A 23,409-nucleotide genomic window follows, 5' to 3' on the forward strand; every position below is an offset into this window, starting at 1 on the left:
TTTCGGTGACACTAACGACGCGTTACGGGTTGGGCAAGAGTCTGAACAAAGGCAAAATCCTTTGTTTCCTGGGGACTTGACGCGGTCGATGGAGCGTGTCAGCGTCGAAGCGCTTCGATCGACGATCTCCGAGCCGAACCCGCCCGAGGGGTGTTCCACGTGAGTTCCGTGCCCGATTCCGCCGCCGCCCTGCCCGGTTTCCGCAATCCCGCGCTTCCCCTGCGGGAGCGCGTCGACGACCTGCTGAACCGGCTCACGCCGGCCGAGCGGCTCGCGATGCTGCACCAGTACGCGCCGGCCGTCCCGCGCCTCGGGGTCGGCGCGTTCCGCACCGGCAGTGAGGGCCTCCACGGCGTCTCCTGGCTCGGGGAGGCGACCGTCTTCCCCCAGGCCGTCGGCCTCGGCGCCAGCTGGGACGAGGACCTGGTGCGCGAGGTCGGCGAGGCGGTCTCGACCGAGCTGCGGGCCTTCCACTACCACCGCCCGACGGCCGTCGGCTCCCCCGAGCGCGGGCCCAACTCCCTCCAGGCGTGGGCCCCCGTGCTCAACCTGCTGCGCGACCCCCGGTGGGGGCGCAACGAGGAGGGGTACTCCGAGGACCCGGTGCACACCGCACGCGTCGGCGAGGCGTTCTGCCGCGGCCTCTCCGGCGACCACCCCAGCTACCTGCGCGCCGCCCCGGTGCTCAAGCACTTCCTCGCCTACAACAACGAGGACGACCGCTGCACCACCTCCTCCGCACTGCGCCCGCGCGTGCTCCAGGAGTACGACCTGGCCGCCTTCCGCCCCGTCATCGCCTCCGGCGCCGCGACCGGCGCGATGGCCGCCTACAACCTGGTCAACGGCCGCCCCTGCCACGTGAGTCCGCTGCTCGAAACGGAACTGCGCCGCTGGGCCCGCCCGACCGGCCACGAGATCTTCGTGGTCAGCGACGCCGAGGCCCCCTCCAACCTAGTCGACCCGGAGCACTACTTCGACGACCACGCCGAGTCCCACGCGGCCGCGCTCAAGGCCGGCATCGACAGCTTCACCGACCACGGCGAGGACTCGGAGACGGTGACGGGCCGGCTGCGCGAGGCACTGGAGCGCGGCCTGATCGACCAGGCCGACGTGGACCGGGCCGTCCGCCGCCAGCTCGAAGTGCGCTTCCGTCTCGGCGAGTTCGACCCCGAGCTGGACCCGTACGCGGGCACCGGCCCCGAGGTGATCGACAGCCCCGAGCACCGCGCCCTGGCCCGCCGGGCCGCGACCGAGTCGGCCGTCCTGCTCAAGAACGACGGCCTGCTGCCGATCGACCCGGCCCGCACGGCCCGGATCGCCGTCGTCGGCCCGCTCGCCGACACCCTCTTCGAGGACTGGTACAGCGGCACCCTGCCGTACCAGGTCAGCGCCGCCGCCGGCCTGGCCGCGGCCCTCGGCGCCCACGGCGGCGAGGTCGTCCACGTCGAGGGCTCCGACCGGATCACCCTGCGCTCGCGCACCACGGGCGACCTGCTCGGCAAGTCCGCCTTCGACGTGACCGACTGGGGCGGCGGCGCCTCCACCCTGCGCGTCGCCGACACCGGCCGCTACCTGTGCCTCCAGGACGACGACACCCTGGCCCCGGGCCAGGAGATCATCAAGAGCTGGTTCGTCAAGGAGACCTTCCGGATCGAACCGGCCGGCCCGGACACCGTGCTGCTGCGCAACGTGTTCACCGGACGCTACGCCACCGTGGACCCGACCGACGGCCGGGTCAGCGTCACCGCCGAGACCGCGCAGGAAGCCGAGCACTGGCAGCGCGAGGTGGTGCGCGACGGCGCCGCCGAGGCCCGGGCGGCCGCCGCGGCGGCCGACCTCGCCGTCGTCGTGCTCGGCAACCACCCGCTGATCAACGGCCGCGAGACCGAGGACCGCGCGGACATCGCGCTGCCCGAGGGGCAGGAGAGGCTGCTGCGTGCCGTCGCGGCCGTCCGCCCGGACACCGTCCTGGTCGTGATGAGCAGTTACCCCTACGCCCTCGACTGGGCCGACGAGCACCTGCCCGCCGTGGTGTGGACCTCCCACGGCGGGCAGGAGACAGGACACGCGCTGGCCGACGTCCTGCTCGGCGCGGCCGAGCCCGCCGGGCGGCTGGCGCAGACCTGGTACCGGGGTGACGACCCGCTGCCCGCCCCGCTCGACTACGACGTCATCAAGGCCGGCTGGACCTACCAGTACCACCGCTCCGCGCCGCTCTACCCCTTCGGCCACGGGCTCTCCTACACCGACTTCACCCACCGCGACCTGCGGCTGTCGCAGCCCTCGATCGGCCCGGACGGATCGGTCGAGCTCGCCGTGACCCTGGAGAACACCGGCGCGCGGCCGGGCAGCGAGGTGGTCCAGGTCTACGTCCGCGCCCTGGAGGCCCGGTACGAGGCGCCCCGCCTGCGCCTGGCCGACTTCCGCAAGGTCACGCTGGCACCGGGGGAGAGCCGCGAACTGGCCTTCCGGCTCCCGGCCGGGCAGCTCGCCCACTGGTCCGTCGCCACCGGTGGCTTCACCGTCGACCCCGGCGGCTACGAGGTGATCGTCGCCCGCAGCGCCGACCACCCGGTGCTCACCGCCCCGCTGACCGTGACCGGGGAGCGCCCCGGCCCCAGGGCGGGCACCGGACACCGGGTCCTGGCCGTCGACTTCGACGACTACGAGAACGCCGCCATCGTCGACGCCACCCGCTCCGACGGCGACGCCGTCACGCCCGCCGACCCCGCGCGCCCCGCGACGCTGCACTTCCGCGAGGTCGAACTCGCCGGCGCCGCCCTGATCGAGGTCGAGACGGCCCGCGAGGGCGAGACGCCCCGCGAGGGCGAGACGCCCCGCGAGGGCGAGGGCGAGGGCGCCGGCGGGGCGCGGCTCGTCGTCCGGGCGGACGGCCGGGTACTGGCCGAGATCGAGGTGCCCGTGACCGGCGGCCGCTACGTCCGGACGAGCACCACCGTCGGCCTCTCCGCCCCGCTGGACGGCGTCCACGACCTGAGCCTGACCCTGCACGGCGACTTCCGGCTCACCGCCTTCCGCTTCGGCACGGCGGGCTGAGACCGGCCGACCCGCAGACCAGCCGACCCACAGACCGGCGGTCCGTTCAGGGGCGGACCGCCGGTCTGTGGCCCGGCCCGGCCCGGGCAGGGTGTCCCGATCGTCCGAGCTGGGCCCGTCCACCACCGCCCGGAGGCGGCCGCATGTCACCTCTCACGCCCTACTCCGTCACCTCGAACTCGCAGCACCCGGAGGAAGCCCCCGTGCCGCCACCCGACTTCGGAACCGGCTTCGGAACCGACGAACTCGCCGCCTACCGGCCCGAGTCGACCGCCCCGCAGGACTTCGACGAGTTCTGGCGGCGCACCCTCGCCGAGGCCCGCGCGCACGGCGGGACGGTCAAGGCCGAACGCGTCACCGAGACGTACGGACTGCGCACCGTCGAGGTCGACGACGTGCGCTTCCCCGGCTGGAACGGCGAGCCGGTGGCCGCCTGGCTGCTGCGCCCGCGCGGCGCGGCGGGCCCGCTGCCGGTCGTCGTCACCTACATCGGCTACACCGGCGGCCGCGGACTGCCCACCGAGCACCTGTTCTGGTCCGCCGTCGGCTACGCCCAGCTCGTCGTGGACAACCGCGGCCAGGGCCACGACACCCCGGACCGGAGCACGGGCGACGGCACCCAGTGGGTCGAGGGCTTCATGACCCGCGGCATCGAGTCCCCGGAGCACCACTACTTCCGGCGGCTGATGACCGACTGTGTGCGCGCCGTGGACGCCGTCGCGCAGCTGCCCGGCCTCGACACCGACCGGATCGTCCTGGCCGGCGGCAGCCAGGGCGGCGGCCTGGCCCTCGCCGTCGCCGGACTCACCGGGGGTGGGGTGGCCGCGGTGATGCCCGACATCCCGTTCCTGTGCCACTACCGCGAGGGCGCCCGAACCGCCCTGGACGGGCCCTACCAGGAGCTCGTCAAGTACCTGCGCTGGCACAGCCCGGGGCGTGTACGGCCGACCTTCGACACCCTCGCCTACTTCGACGGCGTCCACTTCGCGCAGCGGGCCACCGTTCCGGCCCTGTTCAGCGTCGGTCTGATGGATCCGATCTGCCCGCCCCGGACGGTCTACGCCGCCTTCAACCACTACGCGGGCGAGGACCGCACCATGACGGCGTGGCCCTTCGCCGACCACGCGGGCGGCTGCGGCTCCAACCCGCCCGTCCAGCTGGCCTGGCTGCGCGAACGCGGGCTGGCACCGCGGCCGTGACGCCCGCGCCCGATCGCCTTCCGACCGATTCCGACCGATTCCGACCGATGAGGAGCGCCGCATGAGTGCCCCGGGATTCCCGCAGCTGCCCCCCGGTTTCCGGTTCGGCGCCGCCACCGCCGCCTACCAGATCGAGGGCGCCCATGACGAGGACGGCCGGGGCCCGTCCATCTGGGACACCTTCAGCCACACCCCGGGCCGCACCCTCGGCGGCGCCACCGGCGACACCGCCTGCGACCACTACCACCGCCACCGCGAGGACGTCGCCCTGCTGCGCGGGCTCGGCGTCGACGGCTACCGCTTCTCGATCTCCTGGCCGCGCCTGCTGCCGCAGGGCACCGGTGCGGTCAACCGGAAGGGCCTCGACTTCTACGACCGGCTGATCGACGACCTGCTGGCCGCCGGGATCGCGCCCGCCGTCACCCTCTACCACTGGGACCTGCCGCAGGCCCTGGAGACCCCGCCGAACAGCGGCTCCGCCGCGGGGGGCGGCTGGCGGGTGCGCGGGACGGCCGAGGCCTTCGCCGAGTACGCGAACGTGGCGGCCGACCGCTACGGGGACCGGGTCGAGCGCTGGATCACCCTCAACGAGCCGTTCTGCTCCGCCTTCGTCGGCCACGCCGAGGGCCGGCACGCGCCCGGTGCCCGGGAGGGCCGGGGCGCACTCGCGGCCGCCCACCACCTGCTGGTCGCCCACGGTCTGGCCGTCCGGGAGCTGCGCGCCGCAGGCGCCCGCGAGGTCGGCATCACGCTCAACCTCGACCGCCTGCACGCCGCCTCCGACCGCCCCGAGGACCTCGCCGCCCTGCGCCGGGCCGAGGTGCTCCACAACGAGGTGTGGACCGAGCCGCTGTTCGCCGGGCGCTACCCCGAGCACGAGGCCGAGACCTGGCAGGGCCTGGCCGACGGCCCGTGGCGCCGGCCCGGCGACCTCGAACTCATCGGCGCCCCACTGGACTTCCTCGGCGTCAACTTCTACCGGCCGGTGACCGTCGCGGCCGCCCCCCACCGCCAGGAGGATCCCGCCCTGCGCACCGCCGTGGACATCGGCGTCGCCGAGACCGACCCGTACGGCACCCGGCGGACCACCATGGGCTGGCCCGTCGTCCCGTCCGCGTTCACCGAGCTGCTCACCGGGCTGCACGCCCGCTACCCGCGACTCCCGCCCGTGTGGATCACCGAGAACGGCTCCGCCGAGGCCGACAGCCTCACCCCCGACGGCCGGGTCCACGACCCGGAACGGATCGACTACCTGGCCGGCCACCTCGCCGCCGTCGCCGACGCCGTCACCGCCGGGGTCGACGTACGCGGCTACTACGTGTGGTCCCTGCTGGACAACTTCGAGTGGGCCCGCGGCTACGACCAGCGCTTCGGCCTCGTCCACGTCGACTACGACACCCTGACCCGAACCGTTCCTGAACAGTGATCAGGAGTGACCGTGAAGATCGACTCTGTCACTGCGCGCATCCCGAACGGTTTTGGGTGCGCTGGTCGCCCGCGTTCTCTTGTTCCCTGTCCGGGCGTGCGGCTCTTGGCTGCGGTCCGTGACGGGGTGGCGGGTTTCCTCACGTCCTCGGGTACCTGGTCCGGCCTGGGCGGTCCGATGCCCGTGCACATCGCTCTGGTGTGCGCGGGGCGGTGTCGTCCGTCGCCGGATCGGGTGTCCGAGGGCGCGTCGTCCGATGGCCACCGCTGCCGCCTGGTGGCGGGTGGTGGCGCGGGTCTTCGTGGTGAGGGGCTTCTTCCAGTGCTGGTCGCCCCACAGGCTGGTGTAGGCGGGGTCGACGGCGATCACCGACAGGCCGTGCTCGGCGCACATGGCGAGGAGGCGGGAGCGGAGGCGGCCGGTGGGGATGCCGGAGATCAGCTGCCGCAAGCGCTTCTTGCGGCCGTGCTTCTCCCGGGTCTTGGAGTCGGTGAAGTCCAGATCCTCAACCGCTATGGCCTGTACGCCGGTGCCGGCGGCCCAGTGCAGGAGCTGGGTGAGGGCGTGGCGCAGTTGCGCGTCCCGGTGGTTCGCGTTGCCGGTCAGGTGGTAGTCGAAGCGGCGGGGTTCGCCGACCGGGTTGCCGTGGGCGTCGAGGTGCCAGGCGGCGAGGTGGTCGGCGTTCGTGTCGACGCCGACGACGCCGCCGGTCCGCAGGCTGTCCAGGGCAACGAGGGGGAGGTCTTTGCGGGTCCACGACGCGTCGAGGTACCAGCGGTCGCGTTCCACGTCCAGGTGGATGCGGTAGGCGACGGCTCGGTTCGCTTCGATGCGGTCGGCCCATTCGTCGCCCCGGTGGGGGAAGCTCACGCGGGCGGCCGGCGTGTACCGGCCGTGAGGGGAGTTCGCCAGCCCGGCGAGTGGCGCGGGGAGCTTGATGCTGATCTCGCCGTCGGAGGTGACCCGGATCGTCTCGTTGCCGTAGCGTTTGCCGGACTCCCCGTCAGCGGACAGGAACCAGCGCGCCGCTTCCCAGCGTGCGCGCCACTGCGCCTCGGTCAGCCCGGCGGCGGGAAGGTTGTGCCGGGTGTTGGCCAACTTCCTTCCGCCCCGCACCACATGTACCCGTCCGGCTTCCCGGTCGGCCCGCACCTGAGCCGCCCGGTCCTCCAGCATCGCCAGCCGACGCGACTTGACGAACCACTCGTGCGCCGAACGGTAGCCGCCCGGGGCCTTCCTGGTGCCCTTCTCACCGACCGGCAGGGACAGCCGATGCCGGATGGTCCTGGTCCCGGCTTCCAGGCCCTGAATGTGGGCGAACTGCGCCCGGCGGGACAGCCCCCACTGCGCATGCGTCGCCCCGGTGACCGACCCCGCCCATCGGGACGACGACTCGGCCGTCAGCTCCCGCTTCCGCGCCGCCCACGTATCGGTGGAATGCTCCAGGCCATCACGGCACCGGGACGCGAGGTCGCGGGAGGCCAGCGAGCCCATGTGCTCGCCGACCAGCCGCAGAACCTTCTCGTCCTCCGCCGTCAGGCCCTTCAGCCGGTCCCGTATACACACACCGCCGGCAGGATCGGCCACGAACGGCCGGGCGATCTGCCGCAACGTCTTCTTCTCGGACACGGCACACCACCTCCCCAACGACCGATCCGGATCAAGACATGAGCACCCTATACGCACCATCAGAACGCCACAAAATCAGGCAAATAGCCACATGTTCGGCATATCCGACAAGCTCACTAAACAGACCTTGCGAACACTCAATGACACTCAACCGCCAGCAGTTCGCCACCCCCAAGGACAGCTACCACTGGTACCGGGGCCTGATCACCGCGCACCGCGCGCGGACGGAGGAAACCGCCCGATGAAGTTCACCGACGGCTACTGGCTGATGCGTCCGGGCGTCACCGCGCGCTACGCCACCGAGGTCGCCGACGTCCGCACCGGCGAGGACCGGATGACCCTCTACGCGCCCGTCCGGCACGTGCGAGGCCGCGGTGACACCCTCAACAGCCCGCTGCTGACCGTCGAGTGCTGGTCCCCGGCCGAGGGCGTGATCGGGGTGCGCGCCACCCACCACGCCGGTTCGGTGCAGCGGGGCCCGGAGTTCGCGCTGCCCGGCTCCGCACCGGGCAGCGGCAAGGTCCACCGGGACGGCGACGTGGTGGAACTGAGCTCCGGCGAACTGACGCTGAGGGTGAACACGGCCGGGCCCTGGCAGCTGGAGTTCTCCGCCGGCGGCCGGGTGCTCACCACGGCGGGCGAGCGCGGCACCGGCTTCGTCACCGACGCCGAAGGCCGCCACCACATGCTCGGACAGCTCGCGCTGGGCGTCGGCGAGCTGGTCTACGGCCTGGGGGAGCGGTTCACCCCGTTCACCCGCAACGGCCAGGTGGTGGACGTCTGGCAGGCGGACGGCGGCACCAGCAGCGAGCAGGCGTACAAGAACGTCCCGTTCCACCTGACCAACCGGGGCTACGGCGTCTTCGTCAACCACCCCGGCAGGGTCAGCTACGAGATCGGCTCCGAAGCCGTCGGCCAGGTGCAGTTCAGCGTCGAGGACCAGTCCCTGGAGTACTTCGTCGTCCACGGCCCGACCCCCAAGCAGGTCCTGGAGCGCTACACCGCCCTCACCGGCCGCCCCGCACTGCCGCCGGCCTGGGCGCTCGGCCTGTGGCTGACCACCTCCTTCACCACCGACTACGACGAGGCCACCGTCAACCGCTTCGTCGGCGGCATGGCCGAACGCGGCATCCCGCTGAGCGTCTTCCACTTCGACTGCTTCTGGATGCGCGGGTACCAGTGGAGCGACTTCCGCTGGGACCAGGACACCTTCCCGGACCCGGCGGGCATGCTCGCCAGGCTCAAGGACCAGGGGCTGCGCATCAGCCTGTGGATCAACCCGTACATCGCGCAGAAGTCGGAGCTGTTCGCCGAGGGCGTGCGCGAGGGCCACCTGGTGCGCCGCCCGGACGGCAGCGTCTGGCAGTGGGACCTGTGGCAGCCCGGCATGGCCCTGGTGGACTTCACCAGCCCCGCCGCCCGCGACTGGTACACCGGCAAGCTGCGCGCCCTGCTGGACATCGGCGTGGACTGCTTCAAGACCGACTTCGGCGAGCGCATCCCGACCGACGTGGTGTGGCACGACGGCTCCGACCCGGAGCGGATGCACAACTACTACACCCAGCTGTACAACCGGGCGGTCTTCGACCTGCTCCGCGAGGTGCGCGGGGAGGGGGAGGCGCTGCTGTTCGCCCGCTCCGCCACCGCGGGCGGCCAGCAGTACCCGGTGCACTGGGGCGGCGACTGCGAATCGCACTTCAACGCCATGGCGGAGTCGCTGCGCGGCGGACTCTCGCTGGGCCTGTCCGGCTTCGGCTTCTGGAGCCACGACATCGGCGGCTTCGAGGGCACCCCGACCCCGGCGGTCTTCAAGCGCTGGGCGCAGTTCGGCCTGCTCTCCTCGCACAGCCGGCTGCACGGCAGCAAGTCCTACCGGGTGCCGTGGGAGTTCGGCGAGGAGGCCGTCGAGGTCACCCGGGAGTTCACCCTGCTCAAGCACCGGCTGGCGCCCTACCTCCAGCGCGCCGCCCAGCAGGCGCACGCCACCGGTGTCCCGGTGATGCGCGCGATGGTGCTGGAGTTCCCGGACGACCCGGCCGCGGCCGCGCTCGACCGGCAGTACCTGCTCGGCGACGACCTGCTCGTCGCCCCGGTGTTCACCGAGGACGGCACGGTCGAGTACTACGTGCCCGAGGGGATCTGGACCAACGTGCTGACCGGCGACCGGATCACCGGCCCGCGCTGGGTGCGCGAGCGGCACGGCTTCCACACCCTGCCGCTGCTCGCCCGCCCCGACTCCGTCATCCCGTTCGGCGCGGAGGACCGGCGCCCGGTCTCCGCCTGGGCCGAGGGCGTGGAACTGCGCGTCCACGCCTTCGCCGACGGCGCCGAGCGCACCGTCGTCATCCCCCGCTCCGACGGCGTCGGCGAGACGGCCCGCTTCCAGGTGCGCCGCACCGGCGACCGCCTGCGGGTGACCACCGACAGCCCGCACCCCTGGCAGCTGCGCCTCGGCGGCCCGGACGGCGCCCTGTACGTCAGCCCGGCCGGCACCCGCGAGGCCGAACTGCCCTACCCGGCCTGAGACCGAACCGCCCTACCCGGCCTGGTGCCGAACCGCCCTACCCGGCCCGGTCGCCGGGACAGCCGCCGCGGCCGTTCCCGGAAGCACCACCCGGGCGTCCGCCCGCACCCGTCGGTCACGTGAACGGAGGAACCACCCATGTCCTACCGCATCCGCGCGGGCGGCCTGGAACGGCACACCGGCGCAGAGGTCCTGCGCATGGAGCCCTGGGGGCCGGACGCCCTGCGGGTGCGCGCCGCGTCCGGGACGATCGACCCCGCCGCCCCCGGCGCCCTGGAGGCCCCGTCGCCGTGCCCGCAGGCCGAACCGTTCCTCTCGGAGGACGGCGGCGCCCGTCTGGTCAACGGCCGCATCGCCGTCGAGGCCACGGCGGACGGCCGCCTGAGGTTCCTCGACACCGCCTCGGGCCGCGAACTCCTCGCCGAGCGGAGCCCGTTCGCGCACCACACCGGCGCCCGCGTCCACGCACCGGGCGGCCGGACGGAGCAGTCCTTCGCGGCGTACGACGGCGAACGGCTGCACGGCCTGGGGCAGCACCTGCACGGGCGCCTGGACCAGAAGGGCTGCGTGATCGACCTCGTCCAGTCCAACACCGTGGCGGCCGTGCCCTTCCTGCACTCCTCGCGCGGCTACGGACTGCTGTGGAACAACCCCGCCACCGGCCGCGTCGAACTCGGCGCCGACGCCACCCGGTGGACCGCCGACGCCGGCGGGCGCATCGACTACTGGATCACGGCCGGTGGCACCCCGGCCGAGGTCCTGGACTCCTACACCCGGGCCACCGGCCGCCCGCCCCTGCTCCCCGACTGGGCCTCGGGCTTCTGGCAGTCCAGGCTGCGCTACCGCACCCAGGACGAACTCCTGTCCGTGGCACGGGAGTACAGGCGGCGCGGCCTGCCGCTGTCCGTCATCGTCTGCGACTTCTTCCACTGGCCGAGGATGGGCGACTGGCGCTTCGAGGAGAGCGAGTGGCCCGACCCCACCGCCATGGTCAAGGAGCTGGCGGACCTCGGGGTGCAGCTCGCCGTCTCGGTGTGGCCCACCGTCGAGCCCGACAGCGATGCCTTCGACGGGCTGCGCTCGGCCGGGCACCTCGTCCGGGACGCGGACGGCGGCCTGCTCACCTTCCGCTGGCCGTCCCGGTTCAGCGGGCAGGAGCGCGGGAGCCGCCCGATGGCGTACTACGACGCCACCCACCCCGGGGCCCGCGCCGAGCTGTGGCGGCGGCTGGACGCCAACTACCGCGCGCTGGGCGTGGCCTGCTTCTGGCTGGACGCCTGCGAACCCGACCTCCCCCCGGGCATCGCCGAGCGCGCCGTCTACGCGGCAGGGTCGGCGGCCGAGGCCGCGAACCTCTACCCGCTGGAGCACGTCCGCGGCGTGGCCGAGGGCCTGCGCGCGGCGGGCGAGGACCGGCCGCTGTCGCTGGTCCGCGCCGCCTGGGCGGGCAGCCAGCGCCACGGGGCCCTGCTCTGGTCCGGCGACATCCCCACGACCTTCGACTCCCTCGGGCGCCAGATCAGGGCGGGGCTGAACGTCGCGATGAGCGGCATCCCCTGGTGGAACACCGACATCGGCGGCTTCTCCGGCGGCGACCCGCAGGACCCTGCCTACCGCGAACTGCTGATCCGGTGGTTCCAGTACGGCACCTTCTGCCCCGTCATGCGGCTGCACGGCGACCGCGTGCCCAACTTCCCGGCCTTCTCCACCGACATGACCGGCGGGCCCAACGAGGTCTGGTCGTACGGGGAGGAGGCGTACGGCATCCTGCGCGCCCACCTGGCCCTGCGCGAACGCCTGCGCCCCTACCTGGGGACGCTCTCCGAGGACGCCCACCGCACCGGCGCCCCGCCGATGCGCCCGCTGTTCTTCGACTTCCCCGAGGACGAGCGCGCCTGGGGCGTGGACGACCAGTTCCTGCTCGGCCCCGACGTGCTGGTGGCACCCGTGTACCAGGCCGGCGCCCGCTCCCGCCGGGTGTACCTGCCCTCCGGCGCCCGCTGGCTCGACCCGGCCACCGGCCGCGCCGTCGAGGGCGGGACGACGCTCGACGCGGACGCCCCGCTGGAACGCCTCCCGGTCTTCGTCCGGGAAGGGGCCGAGGTCGGGGGCCTGCTCCGCTGATTCCGGCCGGGGCCGGTCAGCTCCCGCCCATGCCGCCCTGGGCGGCGACGATGGTCAGGTTCAGCCCGTGCACCGCACGCGCCAGGCCCGGGGTTCCCTCGGCGAGCCGGGCGGTGAGCGCGGCGACCCGCTCGTGGTGGGCCCGGCGGTCGTGGCCCGACAGCACCAGCCGCAGGTGTCCGTGGGCGGCCAGCGCCGCGAGGACCGCGTCGCCGAACGGCACCGCGGCGACCGGGGCGCCGCCCCGGACGACCTCGGCCACCCGCAGCTGGAGGTCCAGGGCCTCGCGCGGATCGTCCACCGCCACGGCCCGGTGCGGCGCGACCGGGCCGTAGGGGTCGCGGTCGGCCATCGTCACCGCGCCGAGCACCGCGAGCCGCTCCTCGACGGCCTCCAGGGTGTCCTCGCGGCCGCGTCTGATCCACGCCTTCCAGGAGCGCGGCCGCTCGGCCACCTCCGCGATCAGCGCGTCCAGCACTGCGTCCCCCGTGGCAGCGGCGGAGACGATCCGCACCCGGCCCGCCCCGTCCTCGTCGACGGCGCCCCGGTGCGCGAGCTCGGCCAGCGCGGCGGCCCGCACCAGGAACCCGGCCCGGGTGCGGTCCTGCAACGACTGCGTCCGGGTGTCGAAGGCCAGCAGATAGGCGTCCAGATGGAGTCCTCGGCTCATGGGACCGACGATACGGCGCGCAGCCCCGCTCGCCGTCGCTCCGCGGGAGGACCCGCCCTCCACCTGCGGGAGCACGCCCGGCCCGCCTCGGAGACGCCGGGTACGTCTACGCCACCCTCGACAGTGCCGGGACCGGGAGGCTAGGCTCGCGCGCAGGCAAGCTATTCAATTTGTTGACTATGGAGCCCGCCCGTGCACCCCTTCCGCGCAGCCGTCGAGGCCGACGACCACGACGCCATCGAGGCCCTCCTGGCCGAGGACGTCGTCTTCACCAGCCCCGTCGCCTTCAAGCCCTACCCGGGCAAGGCCATGACCGCCGCGATCCTGCGCGCCGTCGGCCGGGTCTTCGAGGACTTCCACTACGTCCGCGAGATCAACGACCCCGACGGCCGCGACCACGCCCTCGTCTTCAAGGCCACCGTCGACGGCCGCGAGGTGCACGGCTGCGACTTCCTCCACCTCGACGAGGACGGTCTGATCGACGAGTTCACGGTGATGGTCCGCCCGCTCTCCGGCGCGCAGGCGCTCGCCACCGCGATGGGCGCGCAGTTCGAGCGGATCGCCGCCGAGGCGCTGGGTGCGTCCGAGGCGTGAGCGCGACGACGGGCCTGTACCGCTACGTCGCGGTCGGCGACAGCCAGACCGAGGGCCTGGGCGACGGTGACGAGACGGCCGGGTGGCGCGGCTGGGCGGACCGGCTGGCCGAGACGATCGCCGCACACGAACCCGGCCTGCGCTACGCCAACCTCGCCGTCCGCGGCCGGCTCGCCGGCCAGGTGCGGGCCGAACAGCTCGCCCCCGCGCTCGCGCTGCGGCCGGACCTGGTCAGCGTGGTCGCCGGGATGAACGACCTGATGCGGCCGGGCTTCGACGCGGCCGAGACCGTGGCGGAGCTGGACGCGATGTTCGCCGCCTTCACGGCGAGCGGGGCGCGGGTGCTCACCTTCACGTTCCCCGACATCGGCCGGATCGCGCCGCCGGCCCGCGCGCTGCGCCCCCGGGTGCTGGACCTGAACGCGCGTATCCGGGCCACGGCCGAGCACCGCGGGGTCGTGGTCGTCGACTTCTTCCGGCACGAGGTGACGACCGATCCGCGCATGTGGAGCGCGGACCGGCTGCACGCCAGCCCGCTCGGCCACGCCGGGATCGCCGCCGCGGCGGCCGAGGCGCTGGCGCTGCCCGGCAGTGACGGCGGGTGGGCCGAGCCGCTGCCGCCGCTCCCGGCGGCGGGGGCCGGGCGGCGAGCGGCCCAGGAGGCCGCCTGGATCGGCACCTTCCTCGGGCCGTGGCTGGTGCGCCGCCTGCGCGGCCGCTCCTCCGGGGACGGGCGGGTGGCGAAGCGCCCGGACCTGCGGCCCGTCCAGGCTCCCCGGCCCGTCGAGGCACGCCGGCCCGCGCACTGAGTGGGCGGGCCCCGGGATTCGTCAGACCGGGCCCTGCACCGGCCCCTGCGTCGGCCCCTGAGCCGCCGGGGCCGGCGCGGTGGCCCGCCTCCGGTCCAGGACGGCGAGCGCCTGCTCGCACCAGCGCTGGTTCTCGCGCTCGAACGACAGCCCGCGCATCAGCGTCAGATACGGCCCGATCCGCTCGGCCGTGGCGAGGTACTCGTCCTCGAAACGCCCGTCCAGCAGCCGCGCCCGCAGGCGCTCGTAGCGGGCCACCTTGGCCTGCGCCCACACCAGGCGTTCGAGCAGCGCCGCGCGCACGGCCTCCGGGTCGCCCGCGTCCACGGCCTGCACCTGGACGAGCAGCTCGTCCCGGATCGCGGACGGCCGGGGCGGCGTGGCCGTGAACGCCCGCAGGGCGGCGCGGCCCGCCTCGGTGAGCGAGAACAGCCGCTTGTTCGGCCGCCGCTCCTGCTCGACGACCCGGGCGCTGACCAGCCCCTCGGCCTTCATCCGGTCCAGCTCCCGGTAGAGCTGCTGCGGGGTGGCCATCCAGAAGTTCGCCGCCGACGCGTCGAAGGCCTTCGTCAGGTCGTAACCGGACGCCTCGCCCTCCAGGAGGGTCGACATGATCGCGTTGCGCAGGGCCATGCCGACAGCCTAGCGAGCGCCGGGGACAGCGGCCACCGATGCGATTAGTCAACAAGTTGCGTATTCCTACAGGCCTCCGCCACGCCGGCCGGGTCGTACGGCCCGCACGACCCGGCCGGCGCAGCCGTTCCGGTCAGCGGGCGCCGAGGAGGTGCTCCAGGGCGAGCTGGTCCAGCTGCTCGAAGGCCATGCCGCGGCGGGCGGCGGCGTCGACGTCGAACTCCTCGAAGGCGGAGCGGTCCGCCAGCAGGCCGGTCAGGCCGTCCTCGGCCGTGGGGAGGGCGAGTTCGGGCAGGCGGGACGCGGCGAGCGCGGCCCGGACCTCCGGGTCGGCCCGGAAGGCGCGCGAACGCTCCGCCAGCAGCAGGTAGTTGCGCATGCAGCCGGCCGCCGAGGCCCAGACGCCGTCGAAGTCCTCGGTGCGCGGCGGCTTGAAGTCGAAGTGCCGCGGGCCGTCGTACCCGGCCGACTCCAGCAGGTCGACCAGCCAGAACGCCTGGCGCAGGTCGCCCGCGCCGAAGCGCAGGTCCTGGTCGTACTTGATGCCGGACTGGCCGTTGAGGTCGATGTGGAACAGCTTGCCGTGCCACAGAGCCTGGGCGATGCCGTGCGGGAAGTTGAGCCCGGCCATCTGCTCGTGGCCGACCTCCGGGTTGAGGCCGACCCGCTCGGGGCGCTCCAGCGCGTTGATGAACGCCAGGGCGTGGCCCACGGTGGGCAGCAGGATGTCCCCGCGCGGCTCGTTGGGCTTGGGCTCGATCGCGAACCGCAGGTCGTAGCCCTGCTGCTCGACGTACTCGCCGAGCAGGTCGAAGGCCTCCTTCAGCCGGTCCAGCGCGGTGCGCACGTCCTTGGCCGCGCCGGACTCGGCGCCCTCGCGCCCGCCCCAGGCGACGTAGACCGAGGCGCCGAGTTCGGCGGCCAGGTCGATGTTGCGGATGGTCTTGCGCAGGGCGTAGCGCCGGACGTCGCGGTCGTTGGCCGTGAAGGCGCCGTCCTTGAAGACCGGGTGGGTGAAGAGGTTGGTGGTCGCCATCGGGACCTTCAGCCCGGCGGAGTCCAGGGCGCCGCGGAAGCGCTTGACGGTCTCCTCGCGGGTGGCCTCGCCCGCGCCGAACGGGATCAGGTCGTCGTCGTGGAACGTGACGCCGTAGGCGCCGAGTCCGGCCAGCCGCTGCACGGTCTCGACCGGGTCGAGGGCGGGGCGGGTCGCGTCGCCGAAGGGGTCGCGCCCCTGCCAGCCGACGGTCCACAGACCGAAGGTGAACTTGTGCGCGGGGGTGGGGACGAACGGGTCACTGGACATGGAACGGCTCCCGATGAGTGCCAGGGGGTGTTTGTCAGGACTCTCAACAAATTAGTATGCCGGGACGTCGGAAGGAACCCCCGTACCGGAGGAACGCATGGCTGAGCAACGCGTCGTGATCGGCTTCGACAGCTCGACCCAGTCCACCAAGGCCCTCGCCGTCGACATCGACACCGGCACCGTCCTCGGCCAGGGGCGCGCCCCGCACACCGTCAGCACGGGAGCCGGCCGCGAGAGCGACCCCGAGCAGTGGTGGCGGGCGCTCGGCGAGGCCGCGGCCGCGACGGGCTGGGCCGACCGCGCCGCCGCCGTCTCGGTCGCCGGCCAGCAGCACGGCCTCGTCACCCTCGACGCCGCCGGGGCGCCGGTCCGCCCGGCGCTGCTCTGGAACGACGTCCGCTCCGCGCCCCAGGCCGCCGAACTGTCCGCCGCGATCGGCGCGGCGGACCTCGCGCGCCGCACCGGCAGCGTCCCCACCGCCGCCTTCACCGCCCCCAAGTGGGCCTGGCTGCGCGCCAACGAGCCCGCCGCCGCCGAGCGGACCGCCGCCGTCCGGCTCCCGCACGACTTCCTGACCGAGCGTCTGACCGGAGCGGCGGTCACCGACCGGGGCGACGCCTCCGGCACCGGCTGGTGGGGCCCGGACGGCTACGACCACGACCTGCTCGCCCGCATCGGACTCGACCCGGCCCTGCTGCCCCGGGTCCTCGCGCCGGGCGCCCGCGCCGGTACCGTCCGCCCCGGCACGCCGCTGCGGGAGGGCGCCGCGGTGGCCACCGGCACCGGGGACAACATGGCCGCCGCCCTCGGGCTCGGCCTGCCGCCCGGCCGGCCGGTGCTCAGCCTCGGCACCTCCGGCACCGTCTACGCCGTCGGCCGCACCCGGCCCGCCGACCCGACCGGCACCGTCGCAGGCTTCGCCGACGCCCTCGGCCACTGGCTGCCGCTCGCCTGCACGCTCAACTGCACCCTCGCCGTCGACCGCTTCGCCGCCCTCCTCGGGCGAGGCCGCGAGGAGGTCGAGGACGGCGGCACCGCCGTCGTCCTGCCCTACCTGGACGGCGAGCGCACCCCGGACCTCCCGGGCGCCTCCGGCCTCGTCCACGGGCTGCGCCACGACACCACCCCGGGCCAGCTGCTCCAGGCCGCCTACGACGGCGCCGCCCACGCCCTGCTCGCCGCCCTGGACGGCGTGCTGAGCGCCGGCGGCGCCGACCCGGCGGGCGAGGAGCCGCTGCTGCTCATCGGCGGCGGCGCCCGGGGCCGGGCCTGGCAGCGGACCGTGCTGCGGCTCTCCGGCCGGGCCGTCCAGGTGCCCGACGCCCGGGAACTGGTCGCCCTCGGCGCGGCCGCCCAGGCCGCCGCGCTGCTCACCGGCGAACAGGCCGACGAAGTGGCGCGCCGCTGGCGGACCGCCCGGGGCCCGGTGCTGGAGCCGGTGAAGCGGGACGAGGACGCGCTCGCGCGGATCGGCGATACCCTGCGACGGGCCGGGGCCTTGCAGGGCGCCCCGGCCGAGGACCGGTAGGAGGGGCAGCGCGTGACAGCGGTCGGCAGGGCGGCGAGCAGGGGAGCGGAGCACGGGCCCGCCTCGCTGCAGGACATGCGGCGGCAGAACCTCTCGGTCGTCCTCGCCGCCGTCGCCGCACACAGCCCGCTCTCCCGGGCGGACGTCTCCGGGCGCGTCGGACTGACCAGGGCCGCCGTCTCCTCGCTCGTCGACGAGCTGATCGGCCGCGGAGCGGTGACCGAGGCCGCGGCCACCGCCAGCGGACGGGTCGGCCGGCCCGGACGCGCCCTCACCATGGCCGACGACGGCCCGGCGGGCCTCGGCCTGGAGATCGGCGTCACCCACCTCGGCGCCTGCGTGGCCGACCTGCGCGGCGAACCGCGGGTGTGGCGCCGGGTGGAACGGGCCAACGCGGGCCGGCCCGCCGAAGCCGTCCTGGCGGACCTCGCCGCGCTGGCCGAGGAGGCACAGGCCGAGGCGGCCGCCCTCGGACTGCGCGTCGCGGGCCGCGTCCTGGCCGTCCCCGGGGTGGTCCCCAACACGCCGCGCGGACTGCTGGAGCGCGCGCCCAACCTCGGCTGGCACGGCGTCCGGCTCGCCGACCACTGGCCGGACCCGGACACCGTGCCCGAGCCGGAGAACGAGGCCAACCTCGGGGCGCTGGCCGAGTACTGGAACGCCGGGAACCCGGTGGAGACCTTCGTCCACGTCTCCGCCGGGGCCGGGATCGGCGCCGCCCTGGTCATCGACGGGCGGCTGTTCCGGGGCGCCCGCGGCTTCGCCGGGGAACTCGGCCACATCCCCGTCCACCCGGACGGCCCCCGCTGCCCCTGCGGCGCCCGGGGCTGCCTGGAGCAGTACGCGGGCGAGGCGGCCGGGGGGGGGGGGGGGGGGGGGGGGGCCGGGGGGGGGGGGGGCCCGCGGCGCCCGGGCGCGCGCGGGGGCCGCGCGGGGGGGGCGCGGCGGCCGCCCCCCCCGCGGGGGCGGGGCGGCCGGGCGGCGGCCCCCGGCCCGCCGGCCCCACGACGGCGCGGGCACCGGCGACCCGGTCGCGCTGCTCGCCGAACGGGCGGCGGCCGGGCACCCGCCGACCCTGGCGGCGCTGGAGCGCGCGGGCCGCGCCCTCGGCCTGGCCCTCACCTCCGCCGTCGACCTCATCGACCCGGACCGCCTCGTCCTCGGCGGCGCCTACGCCGAACTCGCCGGATGGCTGCTGCCCGCCGTCCGCGCCGAGCTGGCCGAGCGCGTCACCGTACGGCCCTGGGCCGAGGAGGCGCTGCGCCCGGCCGCCCTGGGGCGGCGCGGGCCCCTGCTCGGCGCGGCGCTGACGACGGTCCGGCGCATCATGGCCGATCCCACGCTGCTCCCCACCGCCTGACCAGGAGCCCGCGCGGCACGGGTCAGTCGTGCTCGACCACGACCATCGCGTGCCCGTCCGCGGTGGTGACCCGCACGTGGACGTACCCGCCGTCGTGTTCCCAGGCGAGCTCCTGCCCGGCGGGCTGCAGCCGCACCGAGCGCGGCGCCGCGGCGAGCCGGAGGGAGACGGGCACGTCGACCAGCGGGAACGGGTCGTGCACCAGGTCCAGTTCGGGGGTCTCCCGGGACGGGACGAAGCTGGTCAGGTGCACCACCGTGGCGGTGTCGGTCCGTACCACGGTGGTCTCCAGGTGGACCGGCCCGCCCGCGCGGACCAGCGGGTCCGGCAGGAGCCGGTCCAGGGCGGCGCCGAGCAGCCGGCGGTACGGTTCCAGGCCGTGGTCGTGGAACGCCTCCAGCAGCGGGACGGCCACCGCGGCCACCCCGCCGCCGACGGCGAGGGCCACCTCCTCGGTCGGGTCGGCCGGCGGTGTGTAGGAGTGGCCGCAGAAGCGGTCCCAGGAGCGCGGGAAGTACGGCGCGACGACCCGGGCCAGCACCTCGGCGCCGGGCATCGCGCGGGCGGTCAGCCGGGAGCCGTGGCTGATCACCGGGAAGTCCTCCGGGACACCGGGGACGCCCTCGCAGGCGAGGAACACCTCACCGGCCGGGGCCGGGGCCAGGTCCTCCACCGGGAGGCCGGGCAGGGCGGGCTCCGTGCCGCCCCGCAGCAGCGCGGGCCCGACCAGCACCACCGCCCCGCCGGCCCGGCGGTACGCGGCCAGACGCTCGGAGAGGTCGTCGTCGACGGGGGTGCTCTCCGGCACCACGACGGCCCGGTACCCGGCCAGGTCGGCCGTCGGCGGGACGACGTCGAACTGGACCCGCAGCTGCTGGAGCGCCCGGACGGCGCCGATGTTGCTCGCGCCGGGGCGGTCCCCCAGGCCGGGGTCGACGACCATGGCGACCTCGCTGACGACCCGTCCGCCCTCGACGAACGGCTCGCACCGCGCGATGTGGCCGTAGACCGAGCCGATCAGCTCGTACACGGCCGGGGCCGGCACGCCCCGCGGATGCAGCACGTCGCCCACGCCGCTGGTCAGGCCGTGGCTCAGCATCTGGCTGTTCTCGTAGAGCAGCGCCGCCCGTGGCTTGAGGGCGGCGTTGTCGCCCCAGCTCTCGTGGAAGCGCCCGGTGTGGCTGAGGGTCGGCATCCCCAGCGGGCGGACGAAGCGGGCCACGTACGGGAGGAAGGCGTAGCCCCAGCCTCCGGTGGGCAGGCCCTCGATCTCGACGTGCCGCAGGAACTGCCGCTCCTTCGGCAGCCCGGTCTTGGGGCGGCCGTTGTAGTAGACGCCCTGGACGGCCTCCGGCGGCAGGGCCTTCTCCACCATCGCGGTGTAGCGGGCCATGTAGCGGTGGGCCACCAGGTCCGCGTAGCGCATGCGGTGGTCGGCGTCGGCCGGGTCCAGGCCCTCCCTGCGCATCCCGTCGACGGCCCAGCGGCTCAGGCTCGGCTGGCTCCAGCACATGTCGACGAAGATCCCGTCGACGGGGGCGAAGCGCCGCAGCACCTCGTCCAACTGGTCGGCGAAGTAGTCGGCGTAGGGGCTGGACATATCGAGGATGTTCCAGCCCGCCTCGAGGGCGGAAGGGGTCCAGCGGGCGATCTTGAGGTTCTCGTCGTGGGCGACCCACTCGGGGTGCTCGCGGGCCGCGTACTCGTCGACCTGGAGGGACAGGTAGATCGGTGCTCGGATGCCGGCCGCGTGCAGGGCGTCGACCTGTTCGGCGAGCAGGTCCAGGTCGGGGGAGAGGCCGGGGTGGCGCTCGGTACGGTCGGTCCCGTAGTAGAGGTGGCCGTGGTGGCACTTGGCGAAGACGGTGACGCTGTCGACATGGGCGTCGCGGAAGGGCTGCGCGAAGGTCGCCGGGTCGAAGTCCCGGCCGACGTCGGGGACATCGGGGCCGGTGTGGAAGTCCAGGTGTACGGTGCGCCGGGGGAAGCGAGCAGGGTTGAGAGCGTTCACATGTCCCTGGGTCATGGGATGGATTTATAGGAGCCAGGTGTGGCAGAGTCCAGGGGTTTTGCAGAATGAGGCTCAAAATCCATGACGGAGAAGGGGACTTGGGCCGGGCTCCGGCCTCTCGCCGTGGGTCGCGTCCTCCCGTTCCTCTCTCGGACATGGGATCTCTCGCCAGCTCGGCGCCGAGCCGCTGACCCCATCTCTGGAGCGCCCTCATGCCCCTCGACCCCTTCCTCGCCGACAAGGTGCACCTCCTCGACGGCCTCGACTGGCCGCAGGTCCAGAACGACCCGCAGGCCGCGGCGCGGCTGGGGGAGTACCTCCGCGATCCCGGCGAGTGGACCGCCCCGGACGTCTCGGTGGAGGACCGCACGGTGCCGGGCCCCCACGGGCGGATCCCGATCCGGATCTACACCCCCGCCACCGAGCCCGGCCGCGCGCTGCTGTGGCTGCACGGGGGCGGGTTCCAGGGCGGCGACCTCGACATGCCCGAAGCGCACCAGGTGTCCGCCGAACTCTCCGCCCGGGCAAGCGCGTTGGTGGTGTCGGTCGACTACCGCCGGGCCGTGGACGGTACGCACTACCCGGTCCCCGTCGACGACGCCCACGCCGTATGGCGCTGGCTCGGCGAAACCCTGCGGCTGCGCTCCGGCCCGTCCGGTCCGGTCGCCCTCGGCGGCGCGAGCGCGGGCGCCGCCATCGCCCTGTCCACGGCGATCCGGCTCCGCGACCTGGGCCAACGCCGCCCGGACGCCCTGCTGCTCGCCTATCCCTTCGCGCACTTCCCGAACCCGGCGCTGGACGCGGACACCCGGGTCGAGATGGAGGCGCTTCCGCCGCTCCTGCGGTTCACCACCGAGGGGATCGAGTCCATGGTGCGGAACTACGTGGGGCGCCTGAGCGACCTGCCCCCGTCGGCGATGCCCGGTGCCGCGGACCTGCGCGGCCTCCCCGCGACCGGCATCGTCCTCGCCCAGTACGACGACCTGAGGCCCTCAGGTGAACTGCTCGAACGGCAGCTGGGCGAGGTCGGCGTCGGCGTACGGTCCTACCTGGCAGCCGGCATGACGCACGGTCACCTCAACCGCGGTCCGTCCCTCAAGGAGGTCGACCGCTCGCTCGACTTCCTCGCCGCCGTGCTCGCCGACGGCGCTGCGGCCCCGGCGGAGCACCCCACCTATAACGGATAGATGCCCCACCATCGGCCTTAGGCGGCAAGCTTCCGGTAGGCCCTGCCCGGCACGCCTCCCCAGCGGCCCGTGCCCGGATCTGGCCGTCGGACCGGTTCTGCGGCTACCGTGAAGGCATTGTGGGAGCGCTCCCAAGGCGGCAGCCGGAAGGGTGCGGTCCGGCGCGGTAATGTGTCGAGGGGGTGGCGCCGGCCGAGCGGGGCTCGCGCCGGAACCCCCGGGGAGCTCGGGCGGACCGGGCAGAACAGGACGGGACGTCAGAATGAACGACAGCGCGGGGCGACCCGCCGGCGGACCGGCCGCCCGGCCGACCCTGGAGGAGGTCGCCGCGCTGGCCGGGGTCGGCCGGGGCACGGCCTCCCGGGTGATCAACGGATCGCCGCGGGTCAGCGAGAAGGCACGCACGGCGGTGGAGCGGGCCGTGGCGGAGCTGGGGTACGTGCCCAACCGGGCGGCCCGCGCGCTGGCGACCTCGCGCACCGACGCGATCGCCCTGGTGGTGCCGGAGGCCGAGACGCGGCTGTTCTCGGAGCCGTACTTCGCCGACATCATCAGCGGGGTCTCCGCCGAACTCTCCTCCACCCAGCTCCAGTTGCTCCTGGTCCTGGTACGCGACCAGCGCGAGCACGAGCGCCTGTCGGCCTACCTGCGGGCCGACCGGGTGGACGGCGTGCTGCTGGTCGCCGTGCACCAGGACGACCCCCTGCCGGTCATGCTGGAGGACCTCGGCATCCCCGCCGTACTGGCCGGCCGCCGCGGCGAGCACGAGCCGCTCAGCTACGTGGCGGCCGACAACGCGGGCGGCGCCCGGATGGCCGTGCGCCACCTGCTGCGCCGCGGCTGCCGCCGGATCGCGACCGTCACCGGCCCGCTGGACATGGAGGGCGCGCAGGCCCGCCTCGCGGGGTACCGGGCGGCGCTCGCCGAGAGCGAGGCCGGGACGCTGCCGGAACTCGTCGCGGTGGCCGACTTCACCGAGAGCGGGGGCCGCGCCGCGATGGCCGAACTCCTGGAGCGCGAGCCCGGGGTGGACGCGGTCTTCTGCGCCTCGGACGTCCTGGCCGCGGGGGCCCTGCAGGCGCTCAGGGCGGCGGGCCGCCGGGTGCCGGAGGACGTCGCCGTGGTCGGCTTCGACGACTCGATCGTGGCCCGGCACACCGATCCGCCGCTGACCACCGTGCGGCAGCCGACCCAGGAGATGGGGCGGGCGATGGTCCGCCAGCTGCTGGAGCAGATCGCCGAACCGGGCAGGGCGCGGCGCCAGCTGGTGATGGCGACCGAGCTGGTGGTGCGCGACTCGGCCTGAACGGGAACGGCCCGGCGCCGGGGCCCGTGGCGGGCCCCGGCACCGG

16 protein-coding genes and 1 pseudogene are annotated in these 23,409 nt (G+C 74.4%); 12 read left to right on the forward strand and 5 right to left on the reverse strand.

Annotation, left to right across the window (positions count from 1 at the left end; translation table 11 throughout):
* Window positions 1–159 precede the first annotated feature (159 nt).
* From AB0F71_RS06675 to AB0F71_RS06685, 3 genes are all read left to right on the forward strand, one after another.
* Entirely contained in the window at window positions 160–3,057 is a 2,898-nt protein-coding gene (locus AB0F71_RS06675) for a glycoside hydrolase family 3 C-terminal domain-containing protein (RefSeq protein ID WP_360229243.1), read from the forward strand.
* A gap of 143 nt (window positions 3,058–3,200) precedes the next feature.
* Entirely contained in the window at window positions 3,201–4,256 is a 1,056-nt protein-coding gene (locus AB0F71_RS06680; protein ID WP_360229245.1) for an acetylxylan esterase, read from the forward strand.
* Window positions 4,257–4,317: 61 nt separating this feature from the next.
* Window positions 4,318–5,682 carry a GH1 family beta-glucosidase gene (locus tag AB0F71_RS06685; protein ID WP_360229247.1) on the forward strand — a complete coding sequence of 455 codons (1,365 nt, stop codon included), beginning with the start codon at window positions 4,318–4,320 and terminating at the stop codon, window positions 5,680–5,682.
* On the opposite strand, the gene AB0F71_RS06690 is transcribed toward AB0F71_RS06685, so the two are convergent.
* A complete protein-coding gene (locus AB0F71_RS06690; RefSeq protein WP_360229249.1) occupies window positions 5,683–7,311 on the reverse strand; it encodes an IS200/IS605 family accessory protein TnpB-related protein in 1,629 nt (542 codons plus the stop codon).
* A gap of 241 nt (window positions 7,312–7,552) precedes the next feature.
* On the opposite strand from AB0F71_RS06690, the gene yicI reads away from it, so the two are divergent.
* Window positions 7,553–9,835 carry an alpha-xylosidase gene (yicI, locus tag AB0F71_RS06695; RefSeq protein ID WP_360229251.1) on the forward strand — a complete coding sequence of 761 codons (2,283 nt, stop codon included), beginning with the start codon at window positions 7,553–7,555 and terminating at the stop codon, window positions 9,833–9,835.
* Between the two features lie 138 nt (window positions 9,836–9,973).
* Window positions 9,974–11,959, forward strand: a complete 1,986-nt coding sequence (locus AB0F71_RS06700) for a glycoside hydrolase family 31 protein (RefSeq protein WP_360229253.1) — start codon at window positions 9,974–9,976, stop codon at window positions 11,957–11,959.
* 16 nt (window positions 11,960–11,975) lie between these two features.
* Here the strand turns inward: AB0F71_RS06700 and AB0F71_RS06705 are convergent, their stop codons facing one another.
* Window positions 11,976–12,629: a GPP34 family phosphoprotein gene (locus AB0F71_RS06705; RefSeq protein WP_360229255.1), complete on the reverse strand. Its 654-nt coding sequence runs from the start codon at window positions 12,627–12,629 to the stop codon at window positions 11,976–11,978.
* Window positions 12,630–12,821: 192 nt separating this feature from the next.
* On the opposite strand from AB0F71_RS06705, the gene AB0F71_RS06710 reads away from it, so the two are divergent.
* Entirely contained in the window at window positions 12,822–13,223 is a 402-nt protein-coding gene (locus AB0F71_RS06710; protein WP_360229257.1) for a nuclear transport factor 2 family protein, read from the forward strand.
* Window positions 13,220–14,032, forward strand: coding sequence for an SGNH/GDSL hydrolase family protein (locus tag AB0F71_RS06715; RefSeq protein WP_360229259.1), 813 nt, complete (start codon window positions 13,220–13,222; stop codon window positions 14,030–14,032). Before AB0F71_RS06710 ends, AB0F71_RS06715 begins: the two co-directional genes overlap by 4 nt.
* Window positions 14,033–14,053: 21 nt before the next feature.
* Here the strand turns inward: AB0F71_RS06715 and AB0F71_RS06720 are convergent, their stop codons facing one another.
* Together AB0F71_RS06720 and xylA are read right to left on the reverse strand one after the other, a co-directional pair.
* Window positions 14,054–14,665 (reverse strand): PadR family transcriptional regulator, encoded by a 612-nt coding sequence (locus tag AB0F71_RS06720; protein ID WP_360229261.1) that lies wholly within the window; start codon window positions 14,663–14,665, stop codon window positions 14,054–14,056.
* 133 nt (window positions 14,666–14,798) lie between these two features.
* Window positions 14,799–15,971, reverse strand: coding sequence for a xylose isomerase (xylA, locus tag AB0F71_RS06725; protein WP_360229263.1), 1,173 nt, complete (start codon window positions 15,969–15,971; stop codon window positions 14,799–14,801).
* Window positions 15,972–16,068: 97 nt separating this feature from the next.
* On the opposite strand from xylA, the gene xylB reads away from it, so the two are divergent.
* From xylB to AB0F71_RS06740, 3 genes and pseudogenes are all read left to right on the forward strand, one after another.
* A complete protein-coding gene (gene xylB / locus AB0F71_RS06730; RefSeq protein ID WP_360229265.1) occupies window positions 16,069–17,499 on the forward strand; it encodes a xylulokinase in 1,431 nt (476 codons plus the stop codon).
* 276 nt (window positions 17,500–17,775) lie between these two features.
* Window positions 17,776–18,345: pseudogene (locus AB0F71_RS06735) on the forward strand (ROK family protein); the annotation flags it as partial.
* Between the two features lie 190 nt (window positions 18,346–18,535).
* Window positions 18,536–18,859 carry an ROK family protein gene (locus AB0F71_RS06740; protein ID WP_360229502.1) on the forward strand — a complete coding sequence of 108 codons (324 nt, stop codon included), beginning with the start codon at window positions 18,536–18,538 and terminating at the stop codon, window positions 18,857–18,859.
* 22 nt (window positions 18,860–18,881) lie between these two features.
* Here AB0F71_RS06740 and AB0F71_RS06745 read toward each other — a convergent pair whose 3' ends face one another.
* Window positions 18,882–20,885 (reverse strand): beta-galactosidase trimerization domain-containing protein, encoded by a 2,004-nt coding sequence (locus AB0F71_RS06745; RefSeq protein ID WP_360229267.1) that lies wholly within the window; start codon window positions 20,883–20,885, stop codon window positions 18,882–18,884.
* 197 nt (window positions 20,886–21,082) lie between these two features.
* Between AB0F71_RS06745 and AB0F71_RS06750 the strand changes: the two genes are divergently transcribed.
* Both AB0F71_RS06750 and AB0F71_RS06755 read left to right on the forward strand, forming a co-directional pair.
* The gene (locus tag AB0F71_RS06750; protein WP_360229269.1) at window positions 21,083–22,057 is read left to right on the forward strand and encodes an alpha/beta hydrolase fold domain-containing protein; all 975 of its coding nucleotides are present in this window, start codon (window positions 21,083–21,085) and stop codon (window positions 22,055–22,057) included.
* A gap of 262 nt (window positions 22,058–22,319) precedes the next feature.
* Entirely contained in the window at window positions 22,320–23,363 is a 1,044-nt protein-coding gene (locus AB0F71_RS06755; protein ID WP_360229271.1) for a LacI family DNA-binding transcriptional regulator, read from the forward strand.
* The last annotated feature ends 46 nt before the right edge of the window (window positions 23,364–23,409 follow it).

Source organism: Kitasatospora sp. NPDC028055, from assembly GCF_040637885.1.
Lineage (GTDB): Bacteria > Actinomycetota > Actinomycetes > Streptomycetales > Streptomycetaceae > Kitasatospora.

Coding starts and splice junctions, on each gene's coding strand:
- AB0F71_RS06680 (WP_360229245.1), top strand. CDS start 3,201: ATGTCACCTCTCACGCCCTACTCCGTCACCTCGAACTCGCAGCACCCG.
- AB0F71_RS06685 (WP_360229247.1), top strand. CDS start 4,318: ATGAGTGCCCCGGGATTCCCGCAGCTGCCCCCCGGTTTCCGGTTCGGC.
- yicI (WP_360229251.1), top strand. CDS start 7,553: ATGAAGTTCACCGACGGCTACTGGCTGATGCGTCCGGGCGTCACCGCG.
- AB0F71_RS06700 (WP_360229253.1), top strand. CDS start 9,974: ATGTCCTACCGCATCCGCGCGGGCGGCCTGGAACGGCACACCGGCGCA.
- AB0F71_RS06705 (WP_360229255.1), bottom strand. CDS start 12,629: ATGAGCCGAGGACTCCATCTGGACGCCTATCTGCTGGCCTTCGACACC.
- AB0F71_RS06720 (WP_360229261.1), bottom strand. CDS start 14,665: ATGGCCCTGCGCAACGCGATCATGTCGACCCTCCTGGAGGGCGAGGCG.
- xylA (WP_360229263.1), bottom strand. CDS start 15,971: ATGTCCAGTGACCCGTTCGTCCCCACCCCCGCGCACAAGTTCACCTTC.
- xylB (WP_360229265.1), top strand. CDS start 16,069: ATGGCTGAGCAACGCGTCGTGATCGGCTTCGACAGCTCGACCCAGTCC.
- AB0F71_RS06745 (WP_360229267.1), bottom strand. CDS start 20,885: ATGACCCAGGGACATGTGAACGCTCTCAACCCTGCTCGCTTCCCCCGG.
- AB0F71_RS06750 (WP_360229269.1), top strand. CDS start 21,083: ATGCCCCTCGACCCCTTCCTCGCCGACAAGGTGCACCTCCTCGACGGC.
- AB0F71_RS06755 (WP_360229271.1), top strand. CDS start 22,320: ATGAACGACAGCGCGGGGCGACCCGCCGGCGGACCGGCCGCCCGGCCG.